General features: G+C 72.3%; 16 protein-coding genes. 8 read left to right on the plus strand and 8 right to left on the minus strand.

The window, feature by feature from the left end; translation table 11 throughout:
* Positions 1-94 precede the first annotated feature (94 nt).
* On the minus strand, positions 95-967 hold the full coding sequence (locus tag ACK8N7_RS32275; RefSeq protein ID WP_403215930.1) for an undecaprenyl-diphosphate phosphatase: 873 nt from the start codon (positions 965-967) through the stop codon (positions 95-97).
* A gap of 185 nt (positions 968-1,152) precedes the next feature.
* Positions 1,153-1,872 carry a TVP38/TMEM64 family protein gene (locus ACK8N7_RS32280; RefSeq protein WP_403215932.1) on the minus strand — a complete coding sequence of 240 codons (720 nt, stop codon included), beginning with the start codon at positions 1,870-1,872 and terminating at the stop codon, positions 1,153-1,155.
* Between the two features lie 49 nt (positions 1,873-1,921).
* On the opposite strand from ACK8N7_RS32280, the gene ACK8N7_RS32285 reads away from it, so the two are divergent.
* The 4 genes from ACK8N7_RS32285 to ACK8N7_RS32300 all read left to right on the plus strand — a co-directional run bounded on the left by ACK8N7_RS32285 (position 1,922) and on the right by ACK8N7_RS32300 (position 5,055).
* Entirely contained in the window at positions 1,922-2,638 is a 717-nt protein-coding gene (locus tag ACK8N7_RS32285; RefSeq protein WP_403215934.1) for a DNA alkylation repair protein, read from the plus strand.
* 62 nt (positions 2,639-2,700) lie between these two features.
* Complete coding sequence (locus ACK8N7_RS32290) at positions 2,701-2,868, plus strand: hypothetical protein (RefSeq protein WP_403215936.1); 168 nt, start codon at positions 2,701-2,703, stop codon at positions 2,866-2,868.
* 97 nt (positions 2,869-2,965) lie between these two features.
* Entirely contained in the window at positions 2,966-4,141 is a 1,176-nt protein-coding gene (tuf, locus tag ACK8N7_RS32295; protein WP_500444701.1) for an elongation factor Tu, read from the plus strand.
* Between the two features lie 68 nt (positions 4,142-4,209).
* The gene (locus ACK8N7_RS32300; RefSeq protein WP_403215940.1) at positions 4,210-5,055 is read left to right on the plus strand and encodes a spermidine synthase; all 846 of its coding nucleotides are present in this window, start codon (positions 4,210-4,212) and stop codon (positions 5,053-5,055) included.
* 113 nt (positions 5,056-5,168) lie between these two features.
* Here the strand turns inward: ACK8N7_RS32300 and ACK8N7_RS32305 are convergent, their stop codons facing one another.
* Positions 5,169-6,302, minus strand: a complete 1,134-nt coding sequence (locus tag ACK8N7_RS32305) for a DUF8017 domain-containing protein (RefSeq protein ID WP_500444702.1) — start codon at positions 6,300-6,302, stop codon at positions 5,169-5,171.
* A 134-nt stretch (positions 6,303-6,436) separates the two neighbouring features.
* Here ACK8N7_RS32305 and ACK8N7_RS32310 point away from each other — a divergent pair, with 134 nt between their 5' ends.
* Complete coding sequence (locus ACK8N7_RS32310; protein ID WP_403216131.1) at positions 6,437-6,874, plus strand: DUF4442 domain-containing protein; 438 nt, start codon at positions 6,437-6,439, stop codon at positions 6,872-6,874.
* A gap of 152 nt (positions 6,875-7,026) precedes the next feature.
* Here the strand turns inward: ACK8N7_RS32310 and ACK8N7_RS32315 are convergent, their stop codons facing one another.
* Complete coding sequence (locus ACK8N7_RS32315; RefSeq protein ID WP_500444703.1) at positions 7,027-7,557, minus strand: gamma carbonic anhydrase family protein; 531 nt, start codon at positions 7,555-7,557, stop codon at positions 7,027-7,029.
* A 161-nt stretch (positions 7,558-7,718) separates the two neighbouring features.
* On the opposite strand from ACK8N7_RS32315, the gene ACK8N7_RS32320 reads away from it, so the two are divergent.
* Both ACK8N7_RS32320 and ACK8N7_RS32325 read left to right on the plus strand, forming a co-directional pair.
* On the plus strand, positions 7,719-8,468 hold the full coding sequence (locus ACK8N7_RS32320) for an acyltransferase (protein ID WP_500444704.1): 750 nt from the start codon (positions 7,719-7,721) through the stop codon (positions 8,466-8,468).
* A gap of 78 nt (positions 8,469-8,546) precedes the next feature.
* Positions 8,547-9,101 (plus strand): YbaK/EbsC family protein, encoded by a 555-nt coding sequence (locus tag ACK8N7_RS32325; protein ID WP_500444705.1) that lies wholly within the window; start codon positions 8,547-8,549, stop codon positions 9,099-9,101.
* A gap of 11 nt (positions 9,102-9,112) precedes the next feature.
* On the opposite strand, the gene ACK8N7_RS32330 is transcribed toward ACK8N7_RS32325, so the two are convergent.
* From ACK8N7_RS32330 to ACK8N7_RS32345, 4 genes are all read right to left on the minus strand, one after another.
* Complete coding sequence (locus tag ACK8N7_RS32330) at positions 9,113-9,274, minus strand: hypothetical protein (protein WP_500444706.1); 162 nt, start codon at positions 9,272-9,274, stop codon at positions 9,113-9,115.
* A 32-nt stretch (positions 9,275-9,306) separates the two neighbouring features.
* Positions 9,307-9,795, minus strand: coding sequence for a hypothetical protein (locus ACK8N7_RS32335; RefSeq protein WP_500444707.1), 489 nt, complete (start codon positions 9,793-9,795; stop codon positions 9,307-9,309).
* 37 nt (positions 9,796-9,832) lie between these two features.
* The gene (locus ACK8N7_RS32340; RefSeq protein ID WP_500445887.1) at positions 9,833-10,705 is read right to left on the minus strand and encodes an AAC(3) family N-acetyltransferase; all 873 of its coding nucleotides are present in this window, start codon (positions 10,703-10,705) and stop codon (positions 9,833-9,835) included.
* A 126-nt stretch (positions 10,706-10,831) separates the two neighbouring features.
* Positions 10,832-11,248, minus strand: a complete 417-nt coding sequence (locus ACK8N7_RS32345) for a CoA-binding protein (protein ID WP_403215954.1) — start codon at positions 11,246-11,248, stop codon at positions 10,832-10,834.
* Between the two features lie 75 nt (positions 11,249-11,323).
* On the opposite strand from ACK8N7_RS32345, the gene ACK8N7_RS32350 reads away from it, so the two are divergent.
* Positions 11,324-11,950, plus strand: a complete 627-nt coding sequence (locus ACK8N7_RS32350) for a YigZ family protein (protein ID WP_403215956.1) — start codon at positions 11,324-11,326, stop codon at positions 11,948-11,950.
* Positions 11,951-11,959 lie beyond the last annotated feature (9 nt).

Genomic DNA, 11,959 nt, shown 5'->3' on the forward strand with positions numbered 1-11,959 from the left:
CGCTCTACGGTGGTGACATCTATCCGCGCTGCTGGCTGCTGCGCTGCTGGATCGCTCCGCCCGGCTGCTCCCGGGCGGAGCGCACATCGGCGTATCAGCCCGCCGACTCACCCGCGTGCGGGCTCACCGCACCGGTCGAGATCAGGATGAAGAGGAGGATGCCGAGGGCGACTCGGTAGATTACGAACGGCATGAAGCTCTTGGTAGTGATGAACTTCATGAACCACGCGATCACGGCATATCCGACGAAGAAGGCCACCAGGGTCGCGAAGATCGTCGGCCCCCAGGAGACATGGCCCTCGTTGACGTCCTTGAGCTCGTAGGCGCCCGAGGCGAGCACGGCGGGGATCGCCAGCAGGAACGAGTAGCGGGCGGCCGACTCACGGGTGTAGCCCATCAGCAGACCACCGCTGATCGTCGCGCCCGAGCGCGAGACACCGGGGATCAGCGCCATCGCCTGGCAGAAGCCGAAGATCAGACCGTCCCGGATGCCGAGGTCCTTGAGGGTCTTGCGTTCCTTCACCGCACGGTGCTTGCCGCCCACCTCGTCGCGCGCTGCCAGCCGGTCGGCGATACCGAGCACGATGCCCATGACGATGAGTGTCGTCGCGATCAGCCGCAGATCGCGGAAGGGACCCTCGATCTGGTCCTTGAGCGTGATACCGAGCACCCCGATGGGGATCGAGCCCACGATGACCAGCCACCCCATCTGGGCGTCGTGGTCGCCACGCATCTGCTTGTCCGTCAGCGAGCGGAACCACGCCGACAGGATCCGCGCGATGTCCTTGCGGAAGTAGATCAGCACCGCCGCTTCCGTGCCGATCTGGCTGATGGCGGTGAAGGCCGCCCCCGGGTCGTGCCAGCCGGCGAACGCGGCGGTCAGCCGCAGGTGGGCGCTGGAGGAGATCGGCAGGAACTCGGTCAGTCCCTGAACGAGTCCCAGGACGAATGATTCGAACCAGCTCATGGGGCTTAAGCCATCCCGGAGGTGATCGTGCATCGGCCAGGGACGACTGGGCCCATCGGCAGAGTGCGGCGTGCGGAGTACGGAGTGCGGTCGCGGACATCAAGGACATCGAGGTCGCGGGCAGCGTATCGCCTGAAGGTGAACGTCAGGATGACCGCAGAGGTCATCCACGTGCCGTCGTCCGCTCAGTTGTCCGGCGTGTCCCCGCCGAGCCGGTGGCGCTTGCGCCAGGCCACCAGCGCGCCGCCGAGACCGGAGACCACGATGAACCCCATCGCCGCCAGGAACAGGGGCGAGGTCGGCGAGGCGGCCTCGCTGCCGGCTATCACGTACGCCGCCGTGTTCGGGATGGAGCCGAGCCCGGTGGCCAGGAGGAAGGGCGGGTAGCCCATCCGGGAGGTCGCCGCACAGTAGTTGGCGGCGGCGAACGGGATCCCGGGGAAGAGCCGCAGCGCCAGCACCGAGCGGAAGCCGTGCCGGCTCAGCACCCCGTCGGCAGCGGTCAGCAGCTTTCCGCGCAGCAGGGTGCGCAGCGCGTCCTGGCCCAGCACCCGGCCCAGCATGAACGAGACGCCCGCGCCGAGCACCGTGCCCGCGAGGGCCGCCGCCAGACCCGTCTGCGCACCGAAGAGCGCCCCCGCGGCGAGGTTGAGGAGCGGGCGCGGCACGAACGCCACGGTCAGCGCCCCGTACGCGAGCCCGAACAGCATCGCCGCACCGCTGCCGGTCAGCTGCTCCGGCCACCCCGACGCCAGCAGCCGCTGCGGTTCGAACAGCAGCATCGTCGACGCGGCGGCCAGCAGCACCGCGACGAGCAGCGAGAACCGGGACCAGGGGGAGAGCAGCGCCTTCGGACCACGAAGGGCCGCAGTCTCGGTGGGCCGGGTGGTGACGGGTGCGGACATTCGGGGAGACTAACCGAAACCGGTGTGTGATCGCCGTAATGTGCGTCGCGTGGACTCCGCAGCAGCCCCTGCCCCCGCCGTCCCGGACAGCCCGCTCGCCGACGCCGTCCTCGCCCGGCTGACCGACCTGTACGCCCCGGCCGCCGACCCCGCCCGGGCCGAGGGCGCCGCCGCGTACATGAAGAACATCGCCCCGTTCCTCGGGATCCCCACCCCGCGCCGCCGCGCCCTCTCCAAAGCCGTGCTGGCGGGCACCGGGCGGCCGGACGAGCGGGACTGCACGGCGATCGCGCTGCGCTGCTGGCGGCTGCCGGAGCGCGAGTACGCGTACTTCGCCGTCGACTACCTCCGCCGGTACGTGTCCTCCTGCTCGTCCGGGTTCCTGCCCGTCCTGCACCACCTCGTCACCACCGTCCCCTGGTGGGACACGGTCGATCTGCTCGCCGCGCATGTCGCGGGGCCGCTCGTCGCCGCCGACCCGGCGCTCGCCCGCGAGATGGACCGGTGGATCGACGACGACCACCTGTGGGTCGCGCGCACCGCCCTGCTGCACCAGCTGCGCTACAAGGGGGCCACCGACGCCGACCGGCTCTTCGGCTACTGCCTGCGCCGCGCGGACCACCCGGACTTCTTCATCCGCAAGGCGATCGGCTGGGTGCTGCGGGAGTACGCCAAGACCGACCCCACCGCCGTACGCGACTTCGTCGACGGCGCCCGGGACCGCCTGTCGCCGCTCTCCGTGCGCGAGGCGCTCAAGAATCTCTGAGGCGCGGGGAAGCCACGGGAAAACCATTCGACTCGGCGGCCCCGCCCGGCCATGATCGGGGCATGTTCCGGTACGCCTTCCTCGCAGCGCGGTCCGCAGTCGCGGACGCGCCGAAGGCTGCCGTGAACGACGCGGTCCTCGCGGCAGCAGCCGCCACCGCCGAAGCAGCGGCGCTCTGCGCGGCAGCGTTCACCGCCGCCGCAGCGCCCACCGGCGGCGCCCGAAGCTGACCCTCCCCCGACAGTCCGGCGGACCCCGCAAGGGGAGGGTCGGCGGGGCCCTGGGGTCTTCTTCTTTCTCAGCTTCGAGTTCTCAAAGGAACGAGCCATGTCCAAGACGGCTTACGTGCGGACCAAGCCGCACCTCAACATCGGCACCATGGGCCACGTCGACCACGGCAAGACCACCCTCACCGCCGCCATCACCAAGGTCCTCAGCGAGCGCGGCGGCAGCAGCACGTCCTATGTGTCGTTCGACCGGATCGACCGGGCCCCCGAGGAGGCCCAGCGCGGCATCACCATCAACATCGCGCACGTCGAGTACGAGACCGACACCCGCCACTACGCCCACGTCGACATGCCCGGCCACGCCGACTACATCAAGAACATGGTCACCGGAGCGGCGCAGCTCGACGGGGCGATCCTCGTCGTCTCCGCGCTCGACGGGATCATGCCGCAGACCGCCGAGCACGTCCTGCTGGCCCGTCAAGTGGGCGTCGACCACATCGTCGTCGCCCTCAACAAGGCCGACGCGGGCGACCCCGAGCTGACCGACCTGGTCGAGCTGGAGGTCCGCGAGCTGCTCTCCGCGCACGGGTACGGCGGTGACACCGTCCCCGTGGTCCGGGTCTCCGGGCTCAGGGCGCTGGAGGGCGACCCGCGGTGGACTGCGGCGATCGATGGGCTGCTGGACGCCGTCGACACGTACGTACCGATCCCGGTGCGCTACACCGACGCGCCGTTCCTGCTCTCCGTCGAGAACGTCCTGACCATCACCGGCCGGGGCACCGTCGTCACCGGCGCGGTCGAGCGCGGCACCGTCCGCGTCGGCGACCGGGTCGCGGTGCTGGGCGCGGACATCGAGACGGTCGTCACCGGCCTGGAGACCTTCGGCAAGCCGATGGAGTCCGCCGAGGCCGGGGACAACGTGGCTCTGCTGCTGCGCGGGGTCGAGCGCGACCGGGTCCGCCGCGGCCATGTCGTGGCCGCGCCCGGCAGCGTGGTGCCCAGCCGCCGCTTCACCGCGCAGGTGTACGTCCTGTCGACGAAGGAGGGCGGCCGGTCCACCCCGGTCGCCACCGGCTACCGCCCGCAGTTCTACATCCGGACGGCGGACGTCGTCGGCGATGTCGACCTCGGTGAGGTGGCGGTCGCGCGCCCCGGCGACACGGTCACGATGACCGTGGAGCTCGGCCGTGACGTCCCGCTGGAGTCCGGCCTCGGCTTCGCGATCCGCGAGGGCGGCCGCACGGTCGGCGCGGGCACGGTCACCGGCCTGCTCTGACGGCCCGCCTGCCCGCCACCCCTTCGGTTCAGGGGCGGCGGGCAGGGAGGCCGCGCGACAATGGAGGGGTGAACGAGCCGATACCCGTCATCCGTGAGGTCGACCACGGCACCGCCCGGCTGCTGCCCGATGTGGACCGCGACCGGGCGTGGCTGCTCACGGTCGATGACGCGCCCCAGTCCTACGTCGACCTCGACGACCCCTCGTACCTGGAGTTCGAGTACGTACGGCGCCTCGCACATGTCGTGGACTGCGCGGCGCCCGAGGACGCCCCGCTGGACGTCCTGCACCTCGGCGGCGGGGCGCTGACCCTGCCCCGGTACGTCGCCGGGACCCGCCCCGGCTCACGGCAGGACGTCGTGGAGGCGGACCGGGCGCTGCTGCGGATGGTCCGGGAACATCTGCCGCTGCCCGACGACTGCGGCATCAGCGTGCACGCCGCCGACGCCCGGGCCCGGCTGGAAGCGGCCCCGCCCGCGTCCGCCGACCTCGTCGTCGCGGACGTCTTCGGCGGCTCCCGGGTCCCGGCCCACCTCACATCGGTGGAGTACGCGCGGGTCGCCGGTCGGGTGCTGCGCCCCGACGGGATCTACGCCGCCAACCTGGCGGACAGCGCGCCGTTCGCGTTCCTCCGGTCCCAACTGGCCAACTTCGCGGCCGTCTTCGCCGAACTGGCGCTGATCGGTGAGCCCGCGGTGCTGCGCGGCAGGCGGTTCGGCAACGTCGTCCTGCTCGCCTCGCACGCCCCGATCGATACGGCGCCGCTCACCCGCCGTTGTGCCGCCGACGCCTTTCCGGCCCGGGTCACCCACGGAGAGGCGCTGGTCCGGTTCATGGGCCGGGCCCGCCCGGTGCCGGACGCGGACGCCGTCGCCTCGCCGGAGCCGCCGGAAGGCGCCTTCAGCATCGGCTGAGGAGGCCACGACGTACGGCCGCCCGCTCTCCGGCCCGGGGGACAGCGTTCCCGGGCCGGAGAGGGGCGACAGCCGTATCAGCCGTCCCTGCCGTGTGAGTCGCGTCGGCCGTGTCAGCCGGTCGGCTTGTCGGCGGAGAGGCGGACCGTGCTCAGGATCTGCTGGATGGTGGTGTCCGGCAGCTCGCCCTCGACGCCCTTGGGGCCGTAGAGGACCCAGGTCGAGAACTCGTCATTGCCGTTCTTGAACGAGAAGGCGATCGACTTGCCGTCGGTGTCGCACTTCTCCTTCTTGGCCAGACCGGTCGCGGTGGCGGTCACGACGCTGCCGGAGAGACCCGACTTCGTGGTGAACGGCTTGGCCGGGGCGACCTTGACCTTGTCCTTCGAGTCGGTCTGGGCGTACGCCGCCCACACCCAGGTTCCGGCCTCGTTGCGCGCCGCCTCGTCGGAGTTCTTCGCCCCGCGTGCGCCCTTCGTGCCGACACCGGCCAGCTCGGTCTCCTCCTCCGTGCCGTCCTTGTCGGAGTCGTCGACGCACCACTTGCTCTTGTAGTAGGCGGGCGCCGAGAAACCGGCGACGGGCGCGCCCGTGGGCTCCTTGGCGTCCTCGAAGCCGGCGAACACACCCGAGCTGGAGACCTCCCAGTCACCGGGGACGTCGAACTGCGTGCCCCACTTCGGGTTGGTGACGACCTTCCAGCCCGGGATGAGGGGCTTGGGGTCGCTGTCGGCGCCGCGCGGGTTCTCCGCCGGCGCGGAGCTCCCACTGTCCGACGCGCTCGGCTTCGTGCTCGGGGAGGCGGACTTCTTGTCGTCGGCGACGGTCGAGCCGCCTTCGTCGTCCTTGTTCATCACGATGACGCCGGTGACGACGGCGGCCACGACGACGGCGGTCGCCGCGACGATGGCGATGACGGTCGTCTTCTTCTTGTCGCCGTCCGGCTTGGGCCCGCCGGGCGGGCCCGGGACCGCGTACTGCGGGACGGTCGGCTGCTGGTACGGGTTGGGCTGCCCGTACCCGGGCTGCTGTCCGTAACCCGGCTGTCCATAGCCCGGCTGACCGGGCTGTCCGGTCTCACCCGGCGGGTATCCGGGCGCCCCGGGCTGCCTCGGCTGCTGCCCCTGCTGCGGATATCCCGGTTGCTGATAGGGATTCGGCTGCTGGTACCCCGGCTGCTGGTACGGGTTCTGATTCGGGTCCTGCGGGTTCTGCTCGCCCCCGGGCGGCTGCTGTCCTGGCCACATGGCTGGTAACCATAGATGGGTGGCGTGTCCACTGCTACGGCCACCCCTGTCCCAAGGCTGTCCCGGTGCTGTCACAGGGGGATGGCCAAACCTGGCTACTAGTGAGTAACCTACGGTCCATGAGCGCTGAACAGATGTCCGTCGGCGAGATGCTCGTCGCGACGGTTCCGATGGCCCGGACCCTCAACCTCGAATTCCTGGAGACGACCGCCGAGCGCGCCGTCGTCCGGCTGCCGGACCAGGCGGAGTACCACAACCACGTCGGCGGACCGCACGCCGGAGCGATGTTCACGCTCGCCGAGTCCGCCAGCGGCGCCATCGTCATCGCCGCCTTCGGCGACCAGATGTCGCGGGCCGTACCGCTCGCAGTCAAGGCCGAGATCGGCTACAAGAAGCTCGCCATGGGCGAGGTCACCGCGACCGCCACGCTCGGCCGCCCGATCGCCGAAGTCGTCGCCCAGCTCGACGCCGGGGAGCGCCCCGAGTTCCCCGTCGCCATCGAGATCCGGCGCGCGGACGGAGCGGTCACCGGCGAGATGACCGTCGTGTGGACCCTGCGCCCCAACAGCTGACGCCCGCGGGCGCGTGTTCCCGGGGCCGCCGCACCCTCCGGTCGGGGAGGGCACGGCGGCTTCGGTATGTCCGGGGCAGGGCAGGGGCCGCCGGGCGCGTCCGGATGGGGCGTGTGGCGTAGGGCGTGCGGGACGGAGTGTCCCGGCGAGTCTCAGCCCTCGTGCGCCGCGCGGTGGGCCTTGGCCAGCTCCACGTAACCGGCCGCGTTGAACCGGATGCCCTCCAGCTCCTCCGCCGTCAGCGGACGCTTCACCTTGGCGGGCACGCCCGCGACCAGCGACCCCGGCGGAACCCGCATCCCCTGCGGTACGAGCGCCTGGGCCGCCACCAGGGACCCGGCGCCGATGTGCGCGCCGTTGAGGACCGTGGCGCCCATCCCCACCAGGACGTCGTCCTCGATGACACAGCCGTGCAGCACCGCGTTGTGGCCGACCGAGACGCGAGCGCCCACCGTGAGCGGGAAGCCGGGGTCGGTGTGGACGCTGCAGTTGTCCTGGATGTTGCTGTCGGGGCCGAGCGTGATCGGGCCGCAGTCGGCGCGCAGGACCGCCTGGTACCAGACGCTGGAACCGGCCGCCAGCGTCACCTCCCCGATCACCACGGAGGTCGGGGCCACGAACGCGTCCGCGTCGATGTCCGGCTCCCTGCCGCCCATGCCCGTGATCAATGCCTGTTCCGCCACGGCCTGCTCCTCGGTGGTCCGGTGTGCTGCTCCTGGGGCCTTCGATCGGGATCGGGCCGACCCACACGGTAGGCGACCGCTCCCCGCGTGCGCCGGGGGTGGGGTGAACATCACAGGTCACGGCACGGATCGCCGCCTGCCGCGCCGACTACCGTGAGCCCGTGCCGAAGAACCGAAACACGTTCTCCTTCCTCGCCCGCCGACGCCGCCGCGCCGCCTCCTGGGTGGTCCACCGCGGCTGGGCGTGGGCGCAGGAGGCGGGTGCCGTCACCGCCGAGCACCCGGGGCGGCTGCGCTTCGGCGCGATCGGGGAGGGCACCCGGCTCGCCTTTCCGCAGGGCACCGTCTTCGGGGAGCCGTGGATCGAGCTCGGCGGGCACTGCGTCATCGGCGAGCAGGTGACCCTGACGGCCGGGATGATGCCCGACCTGGACCTGGGGCCCGAGCCGATCCTGACCCTGGGCGACGGGGTGGTCCTGGGGCGCGGCAGCCATGTCATCGCCGACACGACGGTGAGCATCGGCTCGGACACGTACTGCGGTCCGTACGTCTACATCACCTCGACGAACCACAGCTACGACGACCCGCACGAGCCCGTGGGCAAGCAGTGGCCCCGCATGGAACCGGTCGAGATCGGCCCCGGCTGCTGGATCGGCACCGGCGCGGTGATCCTGCCCGGCGCCCGGCTCGGCCGCAATGTGGTGGTCGCCGCGGGCGCGGTCGTGCGGGGCGAGGTCCCCGACCACGCGGTGGTCGCGGGGGCCCCGGCCCGTGTCGTACGGAGCTGGGACCCGGAGAAGGGCTGGCAGCCGCCCCTGCGCACGCCGGCTCCCGTGCCCATCCCGAAGGGCGTCACGCCCGAGCAGCTGCTTGCTCTGGCCGAGCTGGACCAGGAGCCGGGGGCCCGGTAGGGGACTCTCGCCGGGCCGGGTCCCACCTGCGGTGAGACGGCCAACCGGCCGCCCGCCGAACGCTGTTAGCGTGGCCGTATGCGCGCACCCATCGGCACCTTCGAGGACGCCTCCCCCGCCTCGGAACGGCTCGACCTGCTCCCCGCCCCCGTCGCAGCGGCTCTGGCCGCCGGATGGGGCGACATCACCGCCGACGGGATCATCCACGTCGACACGGACCCGGCCGTGGCCGACACCGCGGTCTTCGTCCAGCACCACGGGGCGGACCTGCTGGACACCTCGGCCAACTGCGTGGTCGTGGCGGGCAAGCGCGGCGGAGAGGTCACCCTCGCTGCCTGCGTGGTGCTCTCCCGCACCCGGGTCGATGTCAACGGTGCGGTGCGCAAGCACCTCGGCGCCCGCAAGGCGTCCTTCTCGGCGATGGACACGGCGGTCGGCGAGACCGGCATGGAGTACGGCGGCATCACCCCGATCGGCCTGCCCGCCCACTGGCCCCTCCTGCTGGACCCCGCCGTCGTGGACGAGGAGTGGGTCCTGATCGGCAGCGGCAGCCGCCGGGGCAAGCTCATCGTGCCCGGCAAGGCGCTCGCCGCCCTCCCGGGCGCGGTGGTCGTGGAGGGCCTGGGGGTCTGACGTCACGCCCGTCACAACAGGGGCGGGTCGGCGCGTCGCGGTGACCGGTCGGCGCCCTCCAGCACGTCGATGACGCGCTCGTGGGTGTCGCCCACCCGGTCCGTGACCCGTAACCGCACATGGACGTCGCGGACCTGAGCCATCGCCGCCTCGGTGAACCAGCCGATCAGCATCATTCCCTGCGCCGGGAGGGGCCTGCCGACCCCTATGAAGTGGAGCGCGAAGTCCGCCCGGTCGACCGCCCCCGCTCCTCGATCACCCGCTGAGCCTCTTCCCGGCGCACCCAGACCGCCTCGTCGTCCGCCGCGTCCTCGTCCCCGGTGAGGACGACCCGGTAGCCGAGCTGTTCGACGACGGCCACGTCCCGGGCGGCGTTGAGGACGCTGCACACCCAGGCGAGCCGGTCGTCGGGGGCCATGCCCTCCTTCACCTGGCCGAAGTAGCCGAGCGCGGGGCGGACCGCCCGCGCGTACTGCGCCCTGGCCGGCGAGGCGCCCAGACTGCCGACCGCCGCCGTGGTGGCGGACTGGACGTCCAGCAGCTGGAGCTTCCAGGGCCAGGAGTCCGTGAGCGTGTCCGGGGCGCTCTCGCGCCACACGCTGTGGGCGAGCAGCAGCAGGGACAGATGGACGAGCCAGGTCAGCAGGCCGGACAGGCCGCTATTTCTCCGCACCACCCGCTGCGATGTGTTCACGCTTCGGACCCCCCCGTCGGCCGCCGTGCGAGCAGCGTCACTCTAGGGACTCCGCAGGACCCGCCACAGAGCGCGTGTTCGAGTGCCCGCTCCTCTCAACTGCCGCTCTGCCGCTCTGCCGGTGGTCCGTGAGCCACTCCGTGGCGAAGTCGACGGCCGCGCGCAGCCGGACGAGCCTGCAGGGTGCGGACCCGATCGGAGCCGTCGTGAAGTCACCGGGCCCGGCGGACTCCTCGAAGGCGGCGCCCAGGGCCGCGAAGTCGCCGTCGTCCAGGGCGACATCCTCGTACTCCCACCACTGCCGTACGCCCCGCGGGGCCACCACACACCGGTAGCGGCGGAACGGGGGGCCGGGCCTGCGGTACTCGCCCAGGTGGAAGGCGGTGCAGGTGTCGAAGCCGGTGCCGAGCAGGAGGATCCCGGCATCGGCCTCGTACAGCCGGGCGAGCGGGGAGTCCTCGCCGAGGTGGCAGTCCGGCCGGTGTCCGGCGAGCAGCTTCGCGGCGCGGGGGCCGAGCGCGGCGAAGGAGGTCTGCGGATGGCCGCTGCGCCGCGCCCCCACCGCCGTCCGCACGGTCTCCGCCAGGGCGCCCATCGAGGGTGCGGGGGTGAGCGCCGGGTCGAACGGTGGCATCGACGAGCGGACCGCCTCACGCGCCCCGGCGTCCAGGCCCCGCACCCGGGCGCGGTAGTGCGGCGAGGTGTCCGAGTTCTCCGGGGTGAACGAGGGGACCACCACCGTCCCCTCCCGCCCCACGGCCCGGCGCAGTGCCGCCAGCACGGCGACGGGCCCGCCGGCGACCGGCCCCACCGACCGCAGGGAGGCATGCACCAGCAGCACATCGCCGTGCCGCACACCGAGCGCGGACAGCGCACCGGCCAGCCGCTCACCGCCCTCGGGGGCGGGCAGGGGCGCGGCCGCACAGTCGCCGTCGGCCCGCGCGGGCAGCCGTGCCCCGGCCAGCCGCTCTCCGTCCAGGGGGTCGCTCACGGCGGGGATCCTTCCCCTCCCCGGGCGCCCCCCACACCCCCGGTCTCAGGCCCGCGGAGGCAGCTTCGGGATCTCGATCGCCGGGCACCGGTCCATCACCATGTCCAGCCCCGCCGCGCGCGTCCGCTCGTACGCCCCCGCATCGATCACGTCGAGCTGGAACCACACCGCCTTCGCCCCCGCGGCCACCGCCTCGTCGGCGACCGGGCCCGCCAGCTCGCTGTTGACGAACACGTCCACCACGTCCACCGGGAACGGGATCTCCGCCAGCGAGGCGTACCCCTGTTCCCCGTGCACCGTCTCGGCCTTCGGATGCACGGGCACCACCCGCTTGCCGAAGCGCTGGAGGACCTGCGCCACCCCGAAGGCGGCACGGGAGCGGTTGTTGGAGAGCCCCACCACCGCCCAGGTGTCGCCCGAGTCCTGAAGAATCCGCCGGATCGTCTCTGTCTCGTTGTCCATGCCGGGACAACCGCTGGTCCCGGCCCCGTCATTCCCGCCGGAACCCGCTGCCGTCGCGGCGCATAGGGTGGACGGATGCAGGAGCAGTACCGGACCGTCGCCCGCGCGGGTGTGCACGAGAGCGAGATCAACCGATCGCGCTTCCTCTGCTCCCTCGCCCCCGCCGCCACCGAACAGGAGGCGCAGGACTTCGTCGCACGCGTCCGCAAGGAGCACCCCACCGCCACCCACAACTGCTTCGCGTACGTGATCGGCGCCGACGCCTCCGTACAGAAGGCCAGTGACGACGGGGAGCCCGGCGGCACCGCCGGCGTACCGATGCTCCAGATGCTGATGCGCCGCGAGGTGCGGTACGTCGCGGCGGTCGTCACCCGCTACTACGGCGGGGTCAAGCTGGGGGCGGGCGGACTGATCCGGGCGTACGGGGGAGTGGTCGGCGAGGCCCTGGACGCACTCGGCACCCTCACCCGGCAGCGCTTCCGGCTGGTCACGATCCGCGTCGACCACCAGCGGGCGGGCAAGCTGGAGAACGACCTGCGGGCCACCGGGCGGGATGTGCGGGAGGTGCGGTACGCCGAGGCCGTGACCATCGAGATCGGGCTGCCGGACGCCGATGTCGCCGCCTTCACCGCCTGGCTGGCCGACGCGACCGCCGGTTCGGCCACGCTGGAGCTGGGCGGCGAGGCGTACGGGGACGTGTGAGCCGACTGC

This window comes from Streptomyces griseobrunneus (assembly GCF_046713465.1).
GTDB classification, from domain to species: Bacteria; Actinomycetota; Actinomycetes; order Streptomycetales; family Streptomycetaceae; genus Streptomyces; species Streptomyces microflavus.